Raw genomic sequence first — 21,411 nt, 5'->3', positions numbered from 1 at the left:
CGCGCGACATTTCGGCGCAGTGCTTCTTGCGGCGCATCAATTGCGCGACGCATGTGCCTGACAGGCTATTCCGACGCGAAGTCTTCGTCGACGCCCTTGAGAATTTTCCCGATGATGCCCTGCGAGAAGCCTCGCGTCGCGAGAAAACGCGCCTGTTTCGCACGTTCATTCGGTGTCTCGGGCAACGAGCCGAACTTCTTGCGCCAGACGGCTCGGGCGCGCGCCAGTTCGGTTTCACGCAGCTGCGCGCTGACTTCTTCGACGAGTTCCTGCCCGACGGCATGCCGCTTGAGTTCGTTGACGATGCGACCGGCGCCCATGCGCGACGCACGCCGGTGAATCAGGCTTTCGGCGAAACGGGAGTTCGACAGCCAGCCTTCGCGTTCGAGCGAATCCAGCAAGGTGTCGATCGAATCGCCCTCTTCCGCGTAGGGCGCGAGCTTACGCGACAACTCCGCGCGACTGTACTCGCGGCGCGAAAGATACCCAAGTGCGCGGCCTTTGAGCGAACGTACGGGACGGTTTGAAGCGCGGTTTGCTTTGTCAGCGGATTTGGCTTCGCCTGGTTGGCGACGCGAGCGCGTGTAGGTTGTTTCGCCGGAGTCGGTGCTGCTGGCGCTGTCAGCGCTGCCGACGTTCGAGACCCGGCCACGCGAAGATGGGCCAACGCCTGCGGCTCGATCATGAGCGTCGAAGGATTCGAACGGATCGAAGTCGTCATCCGACGATGAGCCGTATGAAGACGATGCCGCTGTAGAAGCAGTCGGCGTTGCAGCAGACGAGCTTGAAGAAGAACGTGACGACGATTCGAATGCCTCGTCGTCACGCGGGCCGCCCGTATTGCGTCCTTCACCCGCAACCGGGGAAGCAGAGCGGCCCTTGCGTATCACGCGACGATTACTCCTCTTCGCCCACTTCCTCGTCGGCACTGACGGCAGCGCCCGCCGGCATTGCGTTCACGCCGAGCGATTCGCGGATACGGTTTTCGATCTCACGCGCGATGTCTGCGTTTTCGCGCAGGAATTCACGCGCGTTGTCCTTGCCTTGACCGATACGTTCGCCGTTGTAGCTGTACCAGGCGCCCGCCTTGTCGACGATCTTCGCCTGCACGCCGAGATCGATGATTTCGCCCTGACGCGAAATGCCCTCGCCGTACAGGATGTCGAAGATCGCTTCGCGGAACGGCGGCGAGACCTTGTTCTTCACGACCTTCACGCGCGTTTCGTTGCCGATCACTTCGTCGTTCTTCTTGATCGAACCGATACGGCGAATGTCCAGACGCACCGATGCGTAGAACTTCAGCGCGTTACCACCCGTGGTGGTTTCCGGGTTGCCGAACATCACGCCGATCTTCATGCGGATCTGGTTGATGAAGATCACGAGGCAGTTCGTGCGCTTGATCGTGCCCGTCAGCTTACGCAGCGCCTGCGACATCAGACGCGCTTGCAGACCCGGCAGCGAGTCGCCCATTTCGCCTTCGATTTCAGCCTTCGGCACGAGCGCCGCGACCGAGTCGATCACGATCATGTCGATCGAACCCGAACGCACGAGTGCGTCCGCGATTTCGAGCGCCTGTTCGCCCGTGTCCGGCTGCGAAACCAGCAGTTCGCTGACGTTCACGCCGAGCTTTTGCGCGTATTGAATGTCGAGTGCGTGTTCCGCGTCGATGAACGCTGCCGTGCCGCCGAGCTTCTGCATTTCGGCAACGACCTGAAGCGTCAGCGTCGTCTTACCCGACGATTCCGGTCCGTAGATTTCCACCACACGGCCACGCGGCAGACCGCCAACGCCCAGCGCGATGTCGAGGCCCAGCGATCCCGTGGAGACCACCTGAATGTCTTCAACTGCCTCACCCTGGCCGAGCCGCATGACCGACCCTTTGCCGAACTGCTTTTCGATCTGCGCAAGCGCGGCAGCGAGTGCCTTGCTCTTTTCCGCAGTCAGTCCAGCCGAGCCTTTCTTGCTTTCTTCCATGAATCGTCCTTTGCTATGATGAACGGCGTCTGAGGCAGGTGCGCCGGCCGTTTCGAGCCCGGGCTCAACAACCAGCACGCTAAACGCAGACACTGTATAAAAAAACAGTAGTTTTGGCAAGCACGTTTCGCATGCGGACGTCCACATGTGCAAACGGACAACACCCGACTACCCACAAAATTTTTCGGAGACGCTGTGCGCCGGAGCGCCCCGGTGCCGGCCGGGCAGGGCGCATCATGCGAATTCTCATTGCCGAAGACGACAGCATACTCGCGGACGGTCTCGTCCGATCACTCCGCCAATCGGCATACGCCGTCGACCATGTGAAGACGGGCGCGGAAGCCGACACCGCGCTGTCGATGCAGACTTTCGACCTGCTCATCCTCGATCTCGGCCTGCCGAAAATGTCCGGCCTCGAAGTGCTGCGGCGGCTGCGCGCGCGCAATTCGAATCTCCCCGTGCTGATCCTGACCGCGGCCGACAGCGTCGACGAACGCGTGAAGGGCCTCGATCTCGGCGCCGACGACTACATGGCCAAGCCCTTCGCGCTCAACGAACTCGAAGCGCGCGTGCGTGCGCTGACGCGGCGTGGCGCGGGCGGCGGGCCGACCGTCGTCAAGCATGGCTCGCTGTCGTTCGACCAGGTCGGTCGAATTGCCTATGCCAACGAGCAGGTTATTGATCTGTCGGCGCGTGAGCTAGGATTGCTCGAAGTCCTGTTGCAGCGGATCGGGCGGCTGGTGTCGAAAGAACAGCTGGTCGACCATCTGTGCGAATGGGGCGAAGAGGTCAGCAACAACGCGATCGAAGTCTACGTGCACCGGCTGCGCAAGAAGATCGAGCCGAGCGGCGTGCGCATCATCACCGTGCGCGGGCTGGGTTACTGTCTCGAGAAGACGACGCCCGCTCAGCCAACGCCGCAGACAACCGGGGCCGAGTCTTCCGACGCGTCCGCTGCCATGCCCGCTAGCCACTACTTCAAGTAAGGCGCTCCATGTCCGTCCGCGCACCACGCGCCACGGCGCACGCGGCGGATCTCGACGAAATCCGCGACGCGCGCTACGCCAATCCGTTTGCGCCGCCCGATGAAACCGAGGCGCAGGCGGAAACGCGTCCGCGTTCGCTGTTCGGGGAAATCCTCGACTGGATGCTCGCCCCGCTGCTGCTGCTGTGGCCGATGAGCCTGGCTGTCACGTATCTGGTCGCGAAGTCGATCGCGAACGGACCGTTCGATCGCGCGCTGGAAACGGACGCCTATGTGCTCGCACGGCAGATTCACCCGGTGAACGGCGTCGCCGAACTGACGCTGCCCGATTCGACGCGCGACTTTCTGCGTGCCGACAATATAGACAGCGTGTTCTATCAGGTGCTCGGCACGCGTGGCGAACTCGTGACGGGCGATCGCGATATGCCGCTGCCGCGCGAGGAAGACCGGCCGCAGCCGGGGATCGTCGAGTTTCGCGACGACATGCTGCGCGGCAATGACATCCGCGTCGCGTACACGACCGTCGAGTTTCCGCAGACGCCGGGCGCGCAGCCCGTGCTGGTGCAGGTGGCCGAAACGCTCGACAAACGCAGTGCGCTCGCCAACGACATCATCAAAGGCGTGATCCTGCCGCAGTTCGTGATCCTGCCGCTCGCCATTCTTCTTGTGTGGTTCGGGCTGTCGCGCGGTCTCGCGCCACTGCACGCGCTGCAGGCGCATATCCGCGCGCGCCGCCCCGACGATCTGTCGCCGCTCGAAGCACGTCGCGCGCCGCCCGAAATCGAGCCGCTCGTCACGTCCTTCAATGACTTGCTGACGCGCCTCGAACAGAACATGGAACTGCAGAAGCGCTTCATCGCCGATGCCGCGCATCAGATGAAAACGCCGCTCGCAGGCTTGCGCACGCAGGCGGAACTGGCGCTGCGACAGGAGGCGTCGTCGGAGGTGCATCGTTCGCTCGAGCAGATCGCGACGAGTTCTGAACACGCGGCGCGCCTCGTCACACAGTTGCTCGCGCTGGCGCGCGCGGAGAACCGCATGTCCGGGCAGGTTTTTGCGCCCGTCGAATTGGGCGACGTCGCGCGCAGCGCGGTGCGCGACTGGATCCAGGCAGCGCTCGCCAAGCAGATGGATCTCGGCTACGAAGGACCGGAGACGCCGGAAGAAACCATCGAAGTCGAAGGCAATGCCGTGATGCTGCGCGAGATGCTGTCGAATCTCATCGATAACGCTATCCGCTATACGCCCGCGGGCGAACGGATCACCGTGCGGGTGCGGCGAGACGCGGCCGCCCGCATGGCACATGTCGAAGTGGAAGACACGGGGCTGGGCATTCCGGCCGCCGAACGGGAGCGCGTCGTCGAGCGCTTCTACCGGATTCTCGGCCGCGAAGGCGACGGCAGCGGACTGGGCCTCGCGATCGTCCGCGAGATCACGACCATGCATGGCGGCACCCTCGCCATCGAAGACAATGTCTATCAGACATCGCCGCGCCTCGCGGGAACGCTCGTCCGTGTCAGCTTACGGATCATGGATCGTGCACAGGACTTACCCTAATCTGTCAGCTTTCGCCATTTCAGTCAGCAATCATATATCGTGACTTTAGAGAATTTAGCGACATGAATTCATGACGTTAGATGAATATGCCGGCGCGTTGACCGACGCAACACATTCTCAAAGGACATCCTTCCGAGTCAGAAGGCCGTAAGTTTCCGCTCCAATAATCGCTACACGGCAACGCCTGTCCAGGCGAACCGCGACTGATATCAATACTGGAGACGACATATGGCTACCGTAAGCGGGCAAATCTCGCACGCGCCGATGACGAAAGAAGAGAAACGGGTAATCTTCGCGTCATCGTTGGGCACGGTTTTCGAGTGGTACGACTTTTATCTGGCCGGCTCGCTGGCGGCCTTCATCAGCAAGAGCTTCTTCTCCGGCGTCAATCCGACGGCCGGCTTCATCTTCACCCTGCTCGGCTTCGCGGCCGGCTTCGCGGTGCGTCCGTTCGGCGCGCTGGTGTTCGGGCGACTCGGCGACATGGTCGGCCGCAAGTACACGTTCCTGATCACGATCGTCATCATGGGTCTGTCGACCTGCGTGGTCGGCTTCCTGCCCGGCTACGCGGCCATCGGCATGGCATCGCCCGTGATCTTCATCGCGATGCGTCTGTTGCAGGGCCTCGCGCTCGGTGGCGAGTACGGCGGTGCGGCCACGTACGTCGCGGAACATGCACCGGCAAACCGTCGCGGCTTCTACACCGCCTGGATCCAGACGACGGCAACGCTCGGCCTGTTCCTGTCGCTGCTCGTGATTCTCGGCGTGCGCACGGCAATGGGCGAAGACGCGTTCGGCACGTGGGGCTGGCGCATTCCGTTCGTCGCTTCGCTGGTGCTGCTCGGCATTTCGGTCTGGATTCGTATGCAACTGCACGAGTCGCCGGCTTTCGAACGGATCAAGGCTGAAGGCAAGACGTCGAAGGCTCCGCTGTCGGAAGCGTTCGGCCAGTGGAAGAATCTGAAGATCGTCATTCTGGCTCTGATCGGCATCACGGCTGGCCAGGCAGTTGTCTGGTACACGGGCCAGTTCTATGCGCTCTTCTTCCTGACGCAAACGCTGAAGGTCGACGGTGCAAGCGCGAACATCCTGATCGCGATCGCGCTGCTGATCGGCACGCCGTTCTTCCTGTTCTTCGGTTCGCTGTCCGACCGCATCGGCCGCAAGCCGATCATCATGGCGGGCTGCCTGATCGCCGCGCTGACGTACTTCCCGCTCTTCAAGGCGCTCACGCACTACGCGAACCCGGCACTCGAAGCCGCGACGCAGAAGGCACCGATCGTCGTGATCGCCAATCCGGACGAGTGCTCGTTCCAGTTCAACCCGGTCGGCACGTCGAAGTTCACGAGTTCGTGCGACATCGCGAAGAGCGCACTGTCGAAGGCAGGCCTGAACTACGACAACGTGGCGGCACCGGCGGGCACGCTGGCGCAGATCAAGGTCGGCGACACCACCATCGACACGTTTGACGGCAAGGCCGCCGACGCGAAGGAGGCGGGCAAGACGTTCGACAAGAACCTGAGCACATCGTTGAAAGCGGCCGGCTATCCGCCAAAAGCCGATCCATCGCAGATCAACTGGCCGATGACGGTCGTGATCCTGACGATTCTCGTGATCTACGTGACGATGGTGTACGGGCCAATTGCGGCGATGCTCGTCGAGATGTTCCCAACGCGGATCCGCTACACATCGATGTCGCTGCCGTATCACATCGGCAATGGATGGTTCGGCGGTTTCCTGCCGGCGACGGCCTTCGCGATCGTCGCGGCCAAGGGCAACATCTACTCCGGGCTGTGGTATCCGATCATCATCGCGCTCGCCACGTTCGTGATCGGTCTGCTTTTCGTGAAGGAGACCAAGGACTCCAACATCTACGCTCAGGACTGAGCGCGGGGTAATCTGGAGTTCTCGCAAAAAGTTGCCGCGCGGGGGTTGACAGCCCCCGCCGGCATCTTCATAATTTCGCTTCTGTCGGCGAATTAGCTCAGTCGGTTAGAGCGACGGAATCATAATCCGCAGGTCCGGGGTTCGAATCCCTGATTCGCCACCAAATGCAAGAAGCCGCTGTTTCTCACGAAACAGCGGCTTTTTCATTTCCAGCGCCGCCTGAAAGAACCAAAGATCGATCGAAGACCGCGCAACCAACGTGGTCGCGCGCAGAGCGTCTCACCGATCCACAATCCGCGTCAGATTCCCCCGCACCTTCTGCAGCAGAGAAATCAACTGCTTCGCCTCTTCGTCGGTGAGCCCGCTCAGGCCTTCGGCGGCAACCTGATCGCCCACGCGCTTCGCTTCATCCAGCGTCTTCTCGGCTTTCTCGGTGATCCGAATCTGCTTCTCGCGCCTGTCGCGCGGATTGCCGATCCGTTCGATCCAGCCGCCCTCCTCCATCCGGTCCAGCAGCCGTCCAGCCGAAATCGGCGCGACTTCCAGCAAATCGGCGAGCCGCGCCTGGTTGATGTCGCCATAGAACGACAAATACGCGAGCGCGCGGCACTGCGCGCGCGTGAGGTCGATCGAAAGCCGCGCGAGATCGTCGAACCGCTTGCCGACAAGTCTGCCGACATCGGAAATGAGAAAGCCGAAACGCTCGTCAAAGTGAGTTTTCATCGCGCGATTATACGAAGTGGTTTCGTGCAAACAGGCGAAAAACGCCCAAAACGCGCAGCGTACAACGACTCCGGGAAATTCAGCGTATCCATAGAAAAGCGTCGTCGATACAATAAGCATGCTTACTATTTTCCAAGACTCGCTTCATGGCCTCCGATTTGCCGGCAGCAAAACCCGCCGTCGAGCTGAACCGCCCGATGATCACGATCGCGATCATGCTCGCGACCTTGATGCAGACGCTCGACAGCACCATCGCCAACGTCGCGCTGCCGCATATGCAAGGCAGCTTGTCGGCGTCGCAGGATGAGATCACGTGGGTGCTCACGTCGTACATCGTGGCCGCCGCGATCGCGACGCCGCTCACCGGCTGGCTGTCCGACCGGCTGAGCATCAAGCGTCTGCTGATGTTCGCGATCGGCGGCTTTACGCTCGCGTCGGCGCTGTGCGGGCTGTCCGAAACGCTGACGCAGATCGTCGCGTCGCGGCTGCTGCAAGGCATTTTCGGCGCGTCGCTCGTGCCGTTGTCTCAATCGATCCTGCTCGACATCAATCCGCGCGACAAGCAGGGCCAGGCGATGGCCGTGTGGGGCATGGGCGTGATGGTCGGGCCGATTCTCGGTCCGACGCTCGGCGGCTGGCTCACCGACAGCTACAACTGGCGCTGGGTGTTCTTCATCAACGTGCCGATCGGCGCGTTCGCGCTGTTCGGCGTGTTGACCTTTCTGCCGTCGCGCGAACCGAAGCACGATGCAAAATTCGACGCGTTCGGCTTCGCGACGCTCGGCCTCGCAATCGGCGCATTGCAGGCGATGCTTGACCGCGGCGAACAGCTCGACTGGTTCGGCTCGAATGAAATCGTGATCGAAGCGCTGGTCGCGGCGATCAGCTTTGCGTTCTTCGTCGCGCACACGGCGACCGTCGGCAAGAAGTCGTTCTTCAAATACGAACTGCTGAAGGACCGCAACTTCGCGACGGGCACGTTCTTCATTTTCATCATCGGCGCGGTGATGTACGCGACGCGCGCGCTGCTGCCGCCGATGCTGCAAAACCTGATGAACTATCCCGTCGCCACGACGGGTCTCGTGACGGCGCCGAGCGGCGCGGGAACGATGATCGCGATGCTGTTCGCGGGGCGCCTGCTCAAGCACATCGACGCGCGGCTGATGCTGCTCGCAGGCTTCATCGTGTCGGCGTTCGCGCTCTGGCAGATGATGCAATACACGATCGTGCTGTCGGCGTCGGACATCGTGTGGCCGGGCGTGATTCAGGGCTTCGGCCTCGGACTCGTGTTCGTGCCGCTGAGCGCACTGACGTTCTCGACGCTCACGCCGGCGTTGCGCGCCGATGGCACGGCGACTTACAGCCTGATGCGCAACATCGGCAGCAGTATCGGCATTTCGATCGTGCAGACGCTGCTCACGCGCAACACGCAGGTCGCGCATTCGGATCTCGCCGCGAACGTGACGGCCTACAACCCCCTCGTTCAGCCCATGCTCGACACCGGTTCGCGCATGAACATGGCCGTGCTCGATGTGTCGATCACACAGCAGGCCGCGATGATCGCGTATCTGAACGACTTCAAGCTGATGTTCGTCGCGACGTTGTTCGTGATTCCGCTCGTGCTGCTGATCCGTCCGTCGCGCAAAGCGCCCGACGAATCGGTCGCGCATGCGGCAATGGATTGAACCGATAGAAAACCACGAGCCGATCAGCCTTCGATCCTTCCACGCGTCACACCCAGCAGCGAGGCCATCGCATGCCGCGCGCGCGGCGAATCGCGATCGCGGATCGCTTCGAACACCGCCGTATGTTCGGCGAGCGACGCGTTGAACACATCGGCGCGCTTCGCATTGAGCCGCAACTGCGCTTCGAGCGTGCGTTCGATCAGCGTGCCGAGCGGCACCAGCAGTTCGTTGCTGCACGCGGCGAGCACGCTCAGATGAAACTGCAGATCGGCGCGCACCCATTCGTCGACGTTGCGCGCCGCGACCATCGACGAATGCGCGGCATCGAGCGCGCCGAACGTCGAATCGCTGTGCGACGCCGCGGCGAGTCCCGCCGCATACGGCTCGATCATCTCGCGCATTTCCTGAAGCTTGAGCGCGAAATCCATCGCGGGCGCGACACGCGAATACCAGTCGAGCACATCGGCATCGAGCAGATTCCACGCGGGCTTCGGACGCACACGCGTGCCCACCCGAGGCCGCGATTCGATCAGCCCTTTCGACGTCAACGTGCGCAACGCTTCGCGCAGCACCGTGCGGCTGACACCGAACGTCTCCATCAGCTCCGCTTCGCGCGGCAGGACGGATTCCGGCGCGTAGTCGCCGCGCAGGATGGCTGTGCCGAGCAGCCAGGCGACGCGGCCGTGCAGATCTCGCTGCATCACGATTCCCCTCATGCTGTTTTTAGTTTTTGCTCGACCTCGCCTGAATGGGCGACGCGAACCGCCCGCGATTATCGGCGATAGCGGGCGCAAAACCCACCGTCGCCAAAGCAAAACCCTGCGACAAATAATACTATTAATAGTATTTTACGGCGATTTTGCGGTAGCATGTGGCTCCTCAACGGCCGCACGAGCCGCGTCCATTTAACGGGACGAACGGGCAAGGCGGCCACCAACCGCAATCGGCATTCGCAAGCTAAGGAGACGTCCCCATGAAGATCACCAAAATCGAAACATTCATCGTTCCGCCGCGCTGGTGTTTCGTGAAGATCGAGACCGACGAAGGCATCGTCGGCTGGGGCGAACCGGTTGTCGAAGGCCGCGCGCATACGGTCGCTGCCGCCGTCGACGAACTCTCCGACTATCTGATCGGCAAGGATCCGCGCAACATCGAGGACCACTGGCAGGTCATGTACCGCGCCGGCTTCTATCGCGGCGGTCCGATTTCGATGAGCGCGATCGCGGGCGTCGATCAGGCGCTGTGGGACATCAAGGGCAAATTCCACGGCGTGCCCGTGCACACGCTGCTCGGCGGCCAGGTGCGCGACCGCATCAAGGTGTATTCGTGGATCGGCGGCGACCGTCCGAGCGACGTCGCGAACAACGCACGCGCCGTCGTCGATCGCGGCTTTAAGGCCGTGAAGATGAACGGCTCGGAAGAACTGCAGATCATCGACACCTTCGACAAGGTCCAGGGCGTCATCAACAACGTCGCCGCTGTGCGCGAAGCGGTCGGCCCGAACGTCGGCATCGGCGTGGACTTCCACGGCCGCGTGCACAAGCCGATGGCGAAGGTGCTCGCGAAAGAACTCGATCCGTTCAAGCTGATGTTCATCGAGGAGCCGGTGCTGTCGGAGAACGTCGAGGCACTGCGCGACATCGTCAACCAGACGAGCACGCCGATCGCGCTCGGCGAGCGTCTCTACTCGCGCTGGGACTTCAAGCACATTCTCGCGGGCGGTTACGTCGACATCATCCAGCCGGACGCGTCACACGCAGGCGGTATCACGGAATGCCGCAAGATCGCATCAATGGCGGAAGCCTACGACGTCGCGCTCGCGCTGCACTGCCCGCTCGGCCCGATCGCGCTCGCAACGTGTCTGCAGATCGACGCCGTCAGCTACAACGCGTTCATCCAGGAGCAGAGCCTCGGCATCCACTACAACCAGGGCAACGATCTGCTCGACTACATCAAGAATCCGGAAGTCTTCAAGTACGAGGACGGCTTCGTGTCAATCCCGCAAGGCCCGGGTCTCGGCATCGAAGTGAACGAAGAGAAAGTGCGCGAAATGGCGAAGGTCGGCCATCGCTGGCGCAATCCGGTATGGCGTCACGCGGACGGCAGCGTCGCCGAGTGGTAAGCATCGGCGCGCAGTATCGCGAATGAGACACGAACGCCGCCTTCGGGCGGCGTTTGTTCATCCTGTCATTTGACAACCCGTTGTATCGACATCGGCGCGGCGGTGGAGCACGCACATGACGAGTTCACACGCAGCCGCGGCCGAACTCGAAGGCAAGGTCGCGGGCTGTGCGATCGGGCTGTTCTTCGCGCCCGTCGTCGGCCACAAGCTGGGTTACGAATAACCCGCCGCTATTCGCCGACAACGAGCATTTTCACGTTCAGCCGAGCACTGCAAAACCCGGCACGCTGTGCGACAGCACAGCAGCAGCAGCGAAGATGCCGAGCATCGCGAGCGCTTCGAGATACAGCAGGTTGGTGAACGTGTGCGCATCCATCGTCGATGCCGTGCGGCGCAATCTCGGCAACGCCGAAAAGCGGTTCAGGCCGCCGAGCACCAGCGCCAGCGCAACCAGCGCGAGCTTGAGCATCAGCACATGACCCCACGTGCTCGTTTCGATCGCGAGAAACGAGTTGCCCGATCCGCGTGCGGCATTGAACACGCCTGAAAGCAGCACGAACACGACGGCGACGAGCGACACATTCGACAGTTGCGTCGCCGTGCGGATCAGCACGCCGCGCGCGATCGACGTGCCGAGCGCGGGCAGCACCGACAATCCTGCCGCGAGCACGAGCCCGCCCCACACGGATGTCGTCAGCACGTGCAACGTGTGCATGCCGATCGCGGCCGACGCGACGCCTGCATCGGCCGCGTGACCCAGCGTTGCCTTGCCGCCCGCGATCGCGATCACCGCGAGCCACAGCAACGCGTTGCGCAACACATTGGTCTGCCGGCCGAACGACACCAGCAACAGCACGAGCGCGCCCGCAAACGCAATGCTCCAGCCAAAGCCGACATGCGTTTGCGACAACATCGTCGGCACGACACCGAAGGCTTCCGGCAAACGCACGCCCGCCATCTCGGCTGCCTGATACAGCAGCCAGCCGAGGTCAGCCAGCACCAGCACGATCGCCGACGCCTGCATCGAGCGCTGCGCGCGCAACCAAGCGGGACGCGCGGGCGCGATCTTCGCCTGCGCATCGTTGACGAGCCACGCGCCGAGCAACGCCGAACCAACGGCAAACGCGAATGCGACATTCATGAGCGCGGCCATGGCGACCTGCCCGATCCACAATCCGTCGACTCTCATTTGACGGTGAAGGCGTAGGTGCCTTTCGTGCGATGTCCATCTTCGGCGACGGCCGTCCATTGCACCGTATAACGCCCCGCTGCGAGCGGCTGCAATTCGAGCTGCATGGTCTTCTTGTCCTGCGCATCCACTTGCGATGCTGCCGACGCAGCAGGCTTGCCGCTTGCGTCGACGAGCGCGATCTTGCTGAACGCCGGCTCGAGAGGCTCGCTGAAATGGATGGTCACAGCCGAGGGTGCGGCGACTTCGGCGTTCGGCGCCGGATCGCGCGAGGTGGGCGTAGCATGTGCAAAAGCATTCGACGCAAGTGCGAGCGTGGCAAGCGATAAGCCGCACGCCGCGAGCCAGCGAAGTGGCGTACGTAGGGACAAGGAAAGAGTCATAGGCTGGCTGCAGATGAGAAATGGAAATTGCATGGACGGACGGGATAGTACGCTTCGATGTCTCGCCGCTCAGTCAGTTCAACGCTCATCGCAGCCGCGTCGAAGCACAGCGCCTTACACGAATTCGCTCAAAACTGAAACAGCAGGAGGCAACAAAGCGACAATCGCCCTCAATGCAAAATGCGCAATCTTAAAATAGCTGGAAGCGTTACCGTCCGGCCAGCGCTCATTCGCAGGCCGGACGGAAGACAGAAGATGCCAGCGAATCGCGTCAACTTGTCGCAATGACGGTGTCGTTGGGGCGCGTCAAGCACGAAAGTCGTCGTATGTGGCAAATAGTCACCATTACCCATCGATGATAGAATGCTGCGTCGCCGCGCACCTTCTCGCAGGCATTCATCGCGCTGCACACACCGATCCGTTCGAAGTTCGGCCAGGTCCACGATAATGATGGAGTTACGCGTGTCTTCAAGACGCATTTTCCGCCCGTTGCTCGCCCTGCTGTTGATCGGGTGCGCAGGCGTTTCTGGCGCTGTGCAAGCGCAAACCCAGCCTAAGGCTCCGGACACGATGGAAGCGCGCGTGCAAGGCTGCACGGCGTGTCACGGCTCCAAAGGTCAGGGTACGGACAACGACTACTTTCCGCGTCTCGCCGGCAAGCCGGCCGAGTACCTCTACAACCAGCTGAAGAACTTCCGTGAAGGCCGGCGCAAGTATCCGCCGATGAACTACCTCGTCACGTATCTCTCTGACGACTACCTTCACGACATCGCCACGTACTTCTCGCAGCAGCGTCCGCCGTATCCGACGCCGGCCAAGCCGACTGTGTCGGACGCCACGCTCGCGAAGGGCAAGGAAATCGTGCTGAATGGCGACGCGTCGCGCCAGATTCCCGCGTGCGCGGCCTGTCACGGCAAGAGTTTGACGGGTATGGAACCGGCCATTCCTGGTCTGGTCGGCCTGCACATGGACTACATCAGCGCGCAGCTGGGTGCATGGCGCTCGGGTTCGCGCCACGCGATCGAACCTGATTGCATGCACACCATTGCGACGCGTCTGACGGACGCCGACGTGAACGCAGTCGCCGCGTGGCTGTCCACGCAGCAAGCGCCGCAGAATCCCGTGCCGGCGCCCGCCAAATCGTTGAAGACTCCGCTTGCCTGCGGCAGCGAACCGCAATAAGGCACCGGGAGAGACAAACAATGAAACGCAAGTCTTTATTCGCGCTTTCGGCTGTCGTCGTGGTGGCGGCTGCCGCGCTGGTTCCCGTCCTGTGGTCGGGCAGCGACTATTTGCATAACGGCACCGCCGTCGCCGCCACGCCCGCAGACCAGGCAGCATTGATCAAGAAGGGTGAATATCTCGCCCGCGCCGGCGACTGTATCGCGTGCCACACGGTGCGCGGCGGCAAGGAATTCTCGGGCGGCCTGCCGATGGCCACGCCGTTCGGCACGCTCTTCACGCCGAACATCACGCCTGACGATCAGTACGGCATCGGCAAGTGGTCGCAGGACGACTTCTATCGCGCGATGCACACGGGCCGCTCGAAGGACGGCAGCCTGCTCTATCCGGCGTTCCCGTTCACGAGCTACACGAAGGTGTCGCGCGCCGACTCGGATGCGATCTACGCGTATCTGCGTTCGGTTCCGCCCGTTTCCGTGCCGAGCCGTCCGCATGAACTGAAGTTCCCGTTCAACAACCGGAATCTGCTGATCGGCTGGCGTACGCTGTTCTTCCGTGAAGGCGAGTACAAGCCGGATCCGACCAAGTCGGTCGAATGGAACCGCGGCGCGTATCTGATCGAAGGCCTCGGCCACTGCGGCATGTGCCACACGTCGATCAACGCGATGGGCGGCCCGGTGAATTCGGCGGCGTTCGCGGGCGGTCTGATTCCGCTGCAGAACTGGTACGCGCCTTCGCTGACGTCGAACAAGGAAGCCGGTCTCGGCGACTGGGACATCAAGGACATTTCCGATCTGCTGAAGAACGGCGTGTCGCAGCGCGGCGCAGTGTTCGGTCCGATGGCTGAAGTGGTTCACAACAGCCTGCAGTACATGTCGGACGAAGACGTCCACGCGATGTCGACGTACCTGAAGACGATTCCGCAGAAGAGCGAGGCGCCCGAGCATCTGCAGCTGGAAACGTCGGAACAGTTCGGCGGCGAACTGCTGAAGCAAGGTCAGAAGATCTACGCCGACAACTGCGCGAAGTGTCACTCGGAAAACGGTCTGGGTATGCCGCCGTCGTTCCCGCCGCTCGCGAACAACCAGTCGATCCAGATGCCGTCGGCCGTCAACCCGATCCGTATGGTGCTGAACGGCGGTTATCCTCCGAGCACGGGTGGCAATCCGAAGCCGTATGGCATGCCGCCGTTTGCACAGGCGCTGTCGAATCAGGAAGTGGCCGCTGTCGTGACGTACATCCGCCAGTCGTGGGGCAACCACGGTACGGCTGTGTCGCCGCAACAAGTGTCCGATCTGCGTTCGGCGCCGCTCGATTGAGCGTTGCGTGAAGGTTTGGGGCGCGGCCTGCGATAATCGAGGCCGCGCCCTTCGCTTTTTCAGGTGCGGCGTATGCGAGCCGGTTAGTCACAGGCTGACGGCCTATCAGGCGTATAACGGTTGTCCTGTGTCGTCGGCAGGATGAAATTGGCATCATGCGGGAGGAAGCACAGTGCATGTCGGTGAGCGTCTGAACAGCATCACTCACCTCGTCGGCGCCGTGCTGTCGGTGGCGGGGCTGGCGGCGCTCGTGACGATGGGCGCGCTCGACGGCGATGCGTACAAGGTCGTGAGCTTCAGCGTCTATGGCGCGATGCTCTGCGCGCTGTACGGGATTTCGACGCTGTATCACAGCGTGCGTCAGCCGCGTCTGAAAGCGATCTTGCAGAAGTGCGATCACTCTGCGATTTATCTGTTGATCGCGGGCAGCTATACGCCGTTTACACTGGTCACGTTGCGTGGCCCCTGGGGATGGTCGCTGTTCGGCGTGAGCTGGGGGCTGGCCGCGCTAGGAATCGTGCAGGAACTGACACTCGGGCGACGTACCCGCAGTGTTTCGATGGTGCTGTATGTGCTGATGGGATGGCTCGCGCTCGTTGCCATCCGCCCGCTGGTCACTGCGTTACCGGCTGCGGGCACCGCCTGGCTTCTGGCAGGCGGGCTCATCTATAGCGCCGGCATCTACTTCTTCGTCAACGACGAGCGCATCCGGCACGGACATGGCATCTGGCACCTGTTCGTACTTGCCGGCAGTCTGTGTCAGTTCGTCAGCGTCGCGCGTTATGTCGCATGAGGCGCGAGACGGCGGATGCAACTTAATGCCAGTCGACGTGTCTGCTTAGCGCGTCGAGCAATTCGGCACGCATCATCGCGCGTGCCGCCGATTTCTCCGTGAACGGTGAGTGTCGGGCGAGCGATCATTCGGGTCGCCCGCGAACGCGCCTTCGGGCCGCGTTGGCATCGTTTGCACAATTGCATTGCAAAGAGTTTTTATGTCTTTTGATTCCCTCGGCTTGTCCGAACCGCTGGTCCGCGCAGTCAACGAACTCGGCTACACATCGCCGACCCCGATCCAGCAACAGGCCATTCCCGCTGTGCTCAACGGCGGCGACCTGCTGGCCGGCGCGCAGACGGGCACCGGCAAGACGGCCGGGTTCACGCTGCCCATCCTGCAACGTCTTCTCACGATGCCGCCCGCGCCGGGCGGCAAGCGCGTCGTGCGCGCGCTGATCCTTACGCCGACGCGCGAACTCGCTGCGCAGGTCGAGGAAAGCGTGCGCGCGTACGGCAAGTATCTGAAGCTGAAGTCGACCGTGATGTTTGGCGGCGTCGGCATCAATCCGCAGATCGATGCGTTGCGGCGCGGCGTCGACATTGTCGTCGCGACACCGGGGCGTCTGCTCGATCACATGCAGCAGAAGACGATCGACCTGTCGCATCTCGAGATTCTCGTGCTCGACGAAGCCGACCGCATGCTCGACATGGGCTTCATCCACGACATCAAGCGCGTGCTCGCGAAGCTGCCGCCGAAGCGCCAGAACCTGCTGTTCTCGGCAACCTTCTCGGACGAAATCAAGGCGCTCGCCGACAGCCTGCTCGATGCGCCCGCGCTGATCGAAGTCGCGCGCCGCAATACGACGGCCGAAACGGTCGCGCAGAAGATCCATCCGGTGGATCGCGACAAGAAGCGCGAACTGCTCACGCATCTGATCAAGCAGCACAACTGGTTTCAGGTGCTGGTCTTCACGCGTACGAAGCACGGCGCGAACCGTCTCGCCGAACAGCTGACGAAGGACGGCATCAGCGCGCTCGCGATTCACGGCAACAAGAGCCAGTCGGCGCGAACGCGCGCGCTGGCCGAGTTCAAGAACAACACGCTGCAGGTGCTGGTCGCCACCGATATCGCTGCGCGCGGCATCGACATCGATCAGTTGCCGCACGTCGTCAACTACGATCTGCCGAACGTGCCGGAAGACTACGTGCACCGCATCGGCCGCACGGGCCGCGCGGGCGCGACGGGCGAAGCGGTGTCGCTGGTGTGCGTCGATGAACTGCAATTGCTGAAGGACATCGAGAAGCTGATCAAGCGCGCCGTGCCGCAAGAAGTGATCGCGGGCTTCGAGCCGGATCCGAACGCGCGCCCCGAGCCGATCCAGCGTCGCAGCCAGGGCGGCGGTGGTCGTCAGCCGCGTCAAGGTCAAGGTCAAGGGCAAGGCCAGGGTCAGCGTCAGGCGCAGGGACAGCAGAAACGCGAAGGCTCGTCGGGTGCGAACAACGGTCAGTCGCGCGGCGGCAACCGCGGGTCCAATGACAAACCGGGCGACAAGCCGAAGCAGCACGCGAAGCCGCAAGGCCAGAAGCCTGCGCATGCGCGCAACGACGGTTCGCGTCATCAGGACAAGCCGCGCGCAGCCGCACACGAAGGCAGCGCACACACGCCGCATGCTGCGCACGCACCTCGCAAGCCGCGCAATGGCAACCCGGGCGCCCTGCTCGGTGGCGGCAAGCCGCGCAGCGATGGATCGCGCGGTCAACGCGGCAACTGATACATCACGACGACGCCCGCCGTTCTCCACGCGGGCGTCTCACTTCCCTCTTCTATCTTCCAGCCGCCGCGCCGCCGACGGCCTTCTTCAGATACTCGATCTGCTGTATCCAGCGTTCGAGTACTGCATCTTTCCCCTCCGCCAGATCGAACGTAATGCCCGACGTCAGGCGCGCGTACTGCACGCGCTGCGCTTCGCCGGAATCGATCGTGCCCGCGAAACACGCGAGTCCGCCCGCGTCCGCGTTCAAAGGCACGAGCGCGAGTTGAACCTGATAGAACGCTTCATCGACCACGAAGGTCAGCGTCGCGCGTCCGCTTCGCGCGATCGCGCGCGCCGCACGCGATTGCGGCCATAGCCCGATGCAGAGCGTGCGCGAGTCGGGCGCATACATTTCGCCGATGCCCAGCAGCGACGTACGCACAGCGCTGCTTTCATCGACGGTCAGCAGCGATGCCGTGAAACCGATCTTCGACTCCAGCGCCGAGCCATCGAACAACGCACGCAATTCGACGGGCCATTCGTCGAAGACCTGTTGATCGAGTGAGTGGTTTTGCTCCGTGGATGTTGGCATGCGAGTGTCCTCTGTTCAGCGCAAAAGCAAATGGCCCGCGCGCGGCGGGCCATCGATATCTGAGCGCGACGAAGAATTTCAGCGGAAAAACACGTGCTGCGTGATCTTCGCGAGCGGGTAATGAACGCCCGGCTGAATCTTCGCCGGCAGGTCGAGTGGCTTGAGCAGCATCTTCACACACATGTCGGCGGACAGGTTGTGCCGCACGAGCTTGTTCACGCGCGCGGCTTTTTCGCGGTTGTACGCTTCGTCGTTGACGCGCTCAGGATAGCGGACCGCGAACACATGCCGCAGCGCGATCTCCGAGTCTTCGTTCTTGATCTCCATCACGCGCCGCATCAAGGCGCCGAGCACCGCGAGCCTTCCGTTGCCCTCGATCTGGTTGTACTTCTTGAAGTACTTGAAAAAGTGCTTGTAGTGACGGACTTCGTCGGTGCGGATGTTGTCGGTGATTTCCTTCAGCACGGGTTCGTCCGAACATACGCCGATCGCGCGATACAACGTGGCCGTGCCCGTCTCGACGACGCAGCGCGCCACCATTTCCAGCGCGCGCGTCTTCTCGAAGTCTTCCATGTTGCAGGTCTTCGAATACTCTTCGAAGAAATTGTGGAACGCCGTGTCCCAGTCGAACTCCGGCCACACGTGCGCGATGTAGGCCTTCAGCGCGCGGCCGTGCTGCATTTCTTCGGGCTCCCATTCATTGTTGAGCCACGCCGACACCTCGGGATCGCCGTTGAAGAACCTGCTCAGATTGCTCGTGTAAAGATCAGTACCGCTTTCGATAAACGACGACGCGCAAAGGAGCAACAGAAGGTCTTCGTTGGCGGCCGCACGTTGACGGTCGATGCGAGTGAGATCGATATCCTCGATGCGCCAGGGCATCACGTGAACAGCCTCGTTGTGCATAAAAGTCCGCTCCGAAAACCGTAGCGCCTCGTGTGCGGGCTGAACCGCATGTGCTCCGGTTCGACCGCCGCCCGTGACCGCTACAGTGCCTTGCAACATTGAATTTTTATCTTCATCTTAGCCGTTGCTCTGCAATTTCGCAGATAACACAGCACAGACCATGCCGTATCCGCGCAGTTCCGCGCAAACGTTGATTGATCGTGCGAATGCACAAAGACGTTGCATCTGGGATTCGATCTGATGTTTCGAACACCTTCGAAAACTTAAAACCGCACTACACTGCCTTTCGATCGACATTCAAACACGCGAAAAAATCCGCCGCCCGCGGCGGGCGACGACGAACACAACGAAGGTCTTACAATACCGCCAAGCCAACCCTCGCCCACTTACGGTGCGGCGCTCACAAAAACACCATGACACGAGACCCCCGCCTCACGCTGAACGCACGTCAACAGGAACTGCTGGAGTGGGTGCAACGCGACGGCTTCGTCACGGTCGACGATCTGGCCGCGCACTTCGACGTGACGCCGCAGACGATCCGCCGCGACGTCAACTGGCTCGCCGACATGAATCTGCTGCGCCGCTACCACGGCGGCGCCAGTCTGCCGACCAGTTCCGAGAACGTCTCCTACAGCGCGCGCCAGCGGATGTTCCACGACGAGAAACGGCGCATCGCGTCGCTCGTCGCGACCCACATTCCCGATCAGGCGTCCCTCTTCATCAATCTCGGCACGACAACGGAAGAAGTCGCGCGCGCGCTGAACCGTCATCGCGGGCTGCGCGTGATCACGAACAATCTGAACGTCGCGAGCATGATGAGCGGCTACCCGGATTGCGAGGTGCTGGTGACGGGCGGGATCGTGCGTCCGTGGGACAAGGGCATCGTCGGTGAGTTGACGATCGACTTCATCCGCCAGTTCAAGGTGGACTTCGCGATCATCGGCACGTCGAGCATCGAAACGGACGGCACGCTGCGCGATTTCGACACGCGCGAGGTGCGCGTCGCCGAAGCGATCATCGAACATTCGCGCACCGTCTTTCTCGCCGCCGATCATTCGAAATTCGGCCGCCCGGCGCTCGTGCGCCAGGGGCACCTGAACCAGATCGACTCCCTCTTCACCGACGCGCCGCCGCCACCCGACATGGCCGAAACGCTGGCGACGTCGGGCACGCAGGTCTACATCGCCGAGTGACGGTGTACGCGGCATTCGTGCCGCATGCGCCCCGGTTTGTGTGCCGGGGCCGCAAGCCCATTTCCGCCATGTTGCACCGCACGCAAATCCTCCAGTGAAATCAAGGATTTGCCGCCTCCACCGGACCGCCTCTTGCGCCGGATACTGTCAACGGGAAAATTTGCAGGGTCCGATTTGGACTTCCTGCCGCCATTGACTACACTCCAGTTCCCCAACGTCCTTAAACGTCTTTGGACTGAGCGACAGACGCTGGACGTGGGGCGAAGAGAGCAAAACTTCAGGCCTGATCCACGGTATTCACCGCCGCTGGATCCTCCGTCGCCGGCAGGGCCGTCGGCTGACGCAATGGCTACCCGAGTACGCTTGACATGGAGAGAAACGATGCTGAGTCCGCATGAATTCGCCACGTTGTTGCTCGTCAAGGACGCCCCCAATCAGGTCGACATGGAACGCGAAGAGCTCGACGCACTGCTCGAACGGCAGTTGGTCCAGCTCGAAAAACTCGCGTCGGGCTTGCAACAATGGCGTATCACGGAATCCGGCGATACGGCTCTCCGGGCTATCAAGCGCTTTTCCTGACGGCAACCGATCGCGCCTGACACGTTTGCCTGTCACTACCCTGCGACCGTAAGCGTGCCTGCAACGGACACGCGAGCATACGGGCGCCTGGACGGTCACGCGGATCGACCCGCCTGACCGTCTTTATGTTTTCACGCCTTCCACGCTGTCATTGAACGGCGCGTTTCTATGTGCACGCCTGCGGCTCAGCCCGCGCGCAACGTCGGGTCGACGACCGCGCGCCAGCTCAGCGCCTTGACGCGCTGCGCGTTGAAGAACTCCACCCACTGGCGGCGTGCTTCCGGATCGGTGCTCGCGCCCTGCGCCGTGTAGCGCTGCGCCAACGCAGTCTGGAACGCGCAGTAATCCGCCTTCGACAACCCGCCGCGCCGGTTCGCCACGTACGCGTCGAACAGCGTCGTATAGACCGATTGCGCGTCGTTGCCGTAATCGACGGGCTGGCTGCCGCACATCGCCTGCAAGTCCGCGAACGACGGCGCGCCCATCGTTCCGTTCAGGCTCGGCGTGCTGACGCATCCCGTCAACGCCGCTGCGATCGACAGCGCCGCTGCGCCCGTCATCCAGAGTCCACGCATGAAAATCACCTCGTATCGCCGCAATCCGGCTG

General features: G+C 62.2%; 20 protein-coding genes and 1 tRNA gene. 12 read left to right on the top strand and 9 right to left on the bottom strand.

The window, feature by feature from the left end; genetic code table 11:
- Positions 1 to 65: 65 nt before the first annotated feature.
- Positions 66 to 890 (bottom strand): recombination regulator RecX, encoded by an 825-nt coding sequence (gene recX, locus QEN71_RS02340; RefSeq protein ID WP_201650766.1) that lies wholly within the window; start codon positions 888 to 890, stop codon positions 66 to 68.
- Positions 891 to 897: 7 nt separating this feature from the next.
- The gene (gene recA, locus QEN71_RS02335) at positions 898 to 1,974 is read right to left on the bottom strand and encodes a recombinase RecA (protein ID WP_201650767.1); all 1,077 of its coding nucleotides are present in this window, start codon (positions 1,972 to 1,974) and stop codon (positions 898 to 900) included.
- A 236-nt stretch (positions 1,975 to 2,210) separates the two neighbouring features.
- Here recA and QEN71_RS02330 point away from each other — a divergent pair, with 236 nt between their 5' ends.
- The 4 genes from QEN71_RS02330 to QEN71_RS02315 all read left to right on the top strand — a co-directional run bounded on the left by QEN71_RS02330 (position 2,211) and on the right by QEN71_RS02315 (position 6,566).
- On the top strand, positions 2,211 to 2,960 hold the full coding sequence (locus QEN71_RS02330; protein WP_201650768.1) for a response regulator: 750 nt from the start codon (positions 2,211 to 2,213) through the stop codon (positions 2,958 to 2,960).
- 8 nt (positions 2,961 to 2,968) lie between these two features.
- Entirely contained in the window at positions 2,969 to 4,516 is a 1,548-nt protein-coding gene (locus QEN71_RS02325; RefSeq protein ID WP_201650769.1) for a sensor histidine kinase, read from the top strand.
- A gap of 228 nt (positions 4,517 to 4,744) precedes the next feature.
- Positions 4,745 to 6,403 carry an MFS transporter gene (locus QEN71_RS02320; RefSeq protein WP_201650770.1) on the top strand — a complete coding sequence of 553 codons (1,659 nt, stop codon included), beginning with the start codon at positions 4,745 to 4,747 and terminating at the stop codon, positions 6,401 to 6,403.
- An 86-nt stretch (positions 6,404 to 6,489) separates the two neighbouring features.
- Positions 6,490 to 6,566: transfer RNA gene (locus QEN71_RS02315), tRNA-Met, on the top strand.
- Between the two features lie 116 nt (positions 6,567 to 6,682).
- Here QEN71_RS02315 and QEN71_RS02310 read toward each other — a convergent pair.
- Positions 6,683 to 7,126, bottom strand: coding sequence for a MarR family winged helix-turn-helix transcriptional regulator (locus QEN71_RS02310; RefSeq protein WP_201650771.1), 444 nt, complete (start codon positions 7,124 to 7,126; stop codon positions 6,683 to 6,685).
- A gap of 146 nt (positions 7,127 to 7,272) precedes the next feature.
- Here QEN71_RS02310 and QEN71_RS02305 point away from each other — a divergent pair, with 146 nt between their 5' ends.
- Positions 7,273 to 8,811 carry a DHA2 family efflux MFS transporter permease subunit gene (locus QEN71_RS02305; protein ID WP_201650772.1) on the top strand — a complete coding sequence of 513 codons (1,539 nt, stop codon included), beginning with the start codon at positions 7,273 to 7,275 and terminating at the stop codon, positions 8,809 to 8,811.
- Positions 8,812 to 8,834: 23 nt separating this feature from the next.
- Here the strand turns inward: QEN71_RS02305 and QEN71_RS02300 are convergent, their stop codons facing one another.
- Positions 8,835 to 9,512, bottom strand: a complete 678-nt coding sequence (locus tag QEN71_RS02300; protein ID WP_201650839.1) for a FadR/GntR family transcriptional regulator — start codon at positions 9,510 to 9,512, stop codon at positions 8,835 to 8,837.
- Positions 9,513 to 9,784: 272 nt separating this feature from the next.
- Between QEN71_RS02300 and dgoD the strand changes: the two genes are divergently transcribed.
- The gene (gene dgoD, locus QEN71_RS02295) at positions 9,785 to 10,933 is read left to right on the top strand and encodes a galactonate dehydratase (protein WP_180721534.1); all 1,149 of its coding nucleotides are present in this window, start codon (positions 9,785 to 9,787) and stop codon (positions 10,931 to 10,933) included.
- A gap of 259 nt (positions 10,934 to 11,192) precedes the next feature.
- Here dgoD and QEN71_RS02290 read toward each other — a convergent pair whose 3' ends face one another.
- A complete protein-coding gene (locus QEN71_RS02290) occupies positions 11,193 to 12,122 on the bottom strand; it encodes a CopD family protein (RefSeq protein WP_201650773.1) in 930 nt (309 codons plus the stop codon).
- Entirely contained in the window at positions 12,119 to 12,505 is a 387-nt protein-coding gene (gene copC / locus QEN71_RS02285; protein ID WP_201650774.1) for a copper homeostasis periplasmic binding protein CopC, read from the bottom strand. Before copC ends, QEN71_RS02290 begins: the two co-directional genes overlap by 4 nt.
- Before the next feature lie 450 nt (positions 12,506 to 12,955).
- Between copC and QEN71_RS02280 the strand changes: the two genes are divergently transcribed.
- From QEN71_RS02280 to QEN71_RS02265, 4 genes are all read left to right on the top strand, one after another.
- Entirely contained in the window at positions 12,956 to 13,687 is a 732-nt protein-coding gene (locus QEN71_RS02280) for a c-type cytochrome (RefSeq protein WP_201650840.1), read from the top strand.
- Positions 13,688 to 13,707: 20 nt separating this feature from the next.
- Positions 13,708 to 15,006, top strand: coding sequence for a c-type cytochrome (locus tag QEN71_RS02275; RefSeq protein ID WP_201650775.1), 1,299 nt, complete (start codon positions 13,708 to 13,710; stop codon positions 15,004 to 15,006).
- 172 nt (positions 15,007 to 15,178) lie between these two features.
- A complete protein-coding gene (gene trhA / locus QEN71_RS02270) occupies positions 15,179 to 15,799 on the top strand; it encodes a PAQR family membrane homeostasis protein TrhA (protein ID WP_201650776.1) in 621 nt (206 codons plus the stop codon).
- Positions 15,800 to 15,998: 199 nt separating this feature from the next.
- On the top strand, positions 15,999 to 17,552 hold the full coding sequence (locus QEN71_RS02265; RefSeq protein WP_201650777.1) for a DEAD/DEAH box helicase: 1,554 nt from the start codon (positions 15,999 to 16,001) through the stop codon (positions 17,550 to 17,552).
- 52 nt (positions 17,553 to 17,604) lie between these two features.
- Here the strand turns inward: QEN71_RS02265 and QEN71_RS02260 are convergent, their stop codons facing one another.
- A complete protein-coding gene (locus tag QEN71_RS02260; RefSeq protein ID WP_201650778.1) occupies positions 17,605 to 18,126 on the bottom strand; it encodes a hypothetical protein in 522 nt (173 codons plus the stop codon).
- Between the two features lie 78 nt (positions 18,127 to 18,204).
- Complete coding sequence (locus QEN71_RS02255) at positions 18,205 to 19,032, bottom strand: ferritin-like domain-containing protein (protein ID WP_201650779.1); 828 nt, start codon at positions 19,030 to 19,032, stop codon at positions 18,205 to 18,207.
- Between the two features lie 413 nt (positions 19,033 to 19,445).
- Between QEN71_RS02255 and QEN71_RS02250 the strand changes: the two genes are divergently transcribed.
- A complete protein-coding gene (locus QEN71_RS02250; protein WP_201650780.1) occupies positions 19,446 to 20,225 on the top strand; it encodes a DeoR/GlpR family DNA-binding transcription regulator in 780 nt (259 codons plus the stop codon).
- A gap of 381 nt (positions 20,226 to 20,606) precedes the next feature.
- A complete protein-coding gene (locus tag QEN71_RS02245; protein ID WP_090865504.1) occupies positions 20,607 to 20,804 on the top strand; it encodes a hypothetical protein in 198 nt (65 codons plus the stop codon).
- Between the two features lie 185 nt (positions 20,805 to 20,989).
- On the opposite strand, the gene QEN71_RS02240 is transcribed toward QEN71_RS02245, so the two are convergent.
- Positions 20,990 to 21,379: a hypothetical protein gene (locus QEN71_RS02240; RefSeq protein WP_201650781.1), complete on the bottom strand. Its 390-nt coding sequence runs from the start codon at positions 21,377 to 21,379 to the stop codon at positions 20,990 to 20,992.
- Positions 21,380 to 21,411 lie beyond the last annotated feature (32 nt).

Source organism: Paraburkholderia sabiae (assembly GCF_030412785.1).
GTDB classification, from domain to species: domain Bacteria; phylum Pseudomonadota; class Gammaproteobacteria; order Burkholderiales; family Burkholderiaceae; genus Paraburkholderia; species Paraburkholderia sabiae.
This window is presented reverse-complemented; position numbering and strand designations above follow the sequence as displayed.

What these genes read in the sequence shown, in the direction of transcription:
- recA (WP_201650767.1), bottom strand. Translation starts at nt 1,974, where the DNA reads ATGGAAGAAAGCAAGAAAGGCTCGGCTGGACTGACTGCGGAAAAGAGC.
- QEN71_RS02330 (WP_201650768.1), top strand. Translation starts at nt 2,211, where the DNA reads ATGCGAATTCTCATTGCCGAAGACGACAGCATACTCGCGGACGGTCTC.
- QEN71_RS02325 (WP_201650769.1), top strand. Translation starts at nt 2,969, where the DNA reads ATGTCCGTCCGCGCACCACGCGCCACGGCGCACGCGGCGGATCTCGAC.
- QEN71_RS02320 (WP_201650770.1), top strand. Translation starts at nt 4,745, where the DNA reads ATGGCTACCGTAAGCGGGCAAATCTCGCACGCGCCGATGACGAAAGAA.
- QEN71_RS02310 (WP_201650771.1), bottom strand. Translation starts at nt 7,126, where the DNA reads ATGAAAACTCACTTTGACGAGCGTTTCGGCTTTCTCATTTCCGATGTC.
- QEN71_RS02305 (WP_201650772.1), top strand. Translation starts at nt 7,273, where the DNA reads ATGGCCTCCGATTTGCCGGCAGCAAAACCCGCCGTCGAGCTGAACCGC.
- QEN71_RS02300 (WP_201650839.1), bottom strand. Translation starts at nt 9,512, where the DNA reads ATGCAGCGAGATCTGCACGGCCGCGTCGCCTGGCTGCTCGGCACAGCC.
- dgoD (WP_180721534.1), top strand. Translation starts at nt 9,785, where the DNA reads ATGAAGATCACCAAAATCGAAACATTCATCGTTCCGCCGCGCTGGTGT.
- QEN71_RS02290 (WP_201650773.1), bottom strand. Translation starts at nt 12,122, where the DNA reads ATGAGAGTCGACGGATTGTGGATCGGGCAGGTCGCCATGGCCGCGCTC.
- copC (WP_201650774.1), bottom strand. Translation starts at nt 12,505, where the DNA reads ATGACTCTTTCCTTGTCCCTACGTACGCCACTTCGCTGGCTCGCGGCG.
- QEN71_RS02280 (WP_201650840.1), top strand. Translation starts at nt 12,956, where the DNA reads ATGGAGTTACGCGTGTCTTCAAGACGCATTTTCCGCCCGTTGCTCGCC.
- QEN71_RS02275 (WP_201650775.1), top strand. Translation starts at nt 13,708, where the DNA reads ATGAAACGCAAGTCTTTATTCGCGCTTTCGGCTGTCGTCGTGGTGGCG.
- QEN71_RS02265 (WP_201650777.1), top strand. Translation starts at nt 15,999, where the DNA reads ATGTCTTTTGATTCCCTCGGCTTGTCCGAACCGCTGGTCCGCGCAGTC.
- QEN71_RS02260 (WP_201650778.1), bottom strand. Translation starts at nt 18,126, where the DNA reads ATGCCAACATCCACGGAGCAAAACCACTCACTCGATCAACAGGTCTTC.
- QEN71_RS02255 (WP_201650779.1), bottom strand. Translation starts at nt 19,032, where the DNA reads ATGCACAACGAGGCTGTTCACGTGATGCCCTGGCGCATCGAGGATATC.
- QEN71_RS02250 (WP_201650780.1), top strand. Translation starts at nt 19,446, where the DNA reads ATGACACGAGACCCCCGCCTCACGCTGAACGCACGTCAACAGGAACTG.
- QEN71_RS02245 (WP_090865504.1), top strand. Translation starts at nt 20,607, where the DNA reads ATGCTGAGTCCGCATGAATTCGCCACGTTGTTGCTCGTCAAGGACGCC.
- QEN71_RS02240 (WP_201650781.1), bottom strand. Translation starts at nt 21,379, where the DNA reads ATGCGTGGACTCTGGATGACGGGCGCAGCGGCGCTGTCGATCGCAGCG.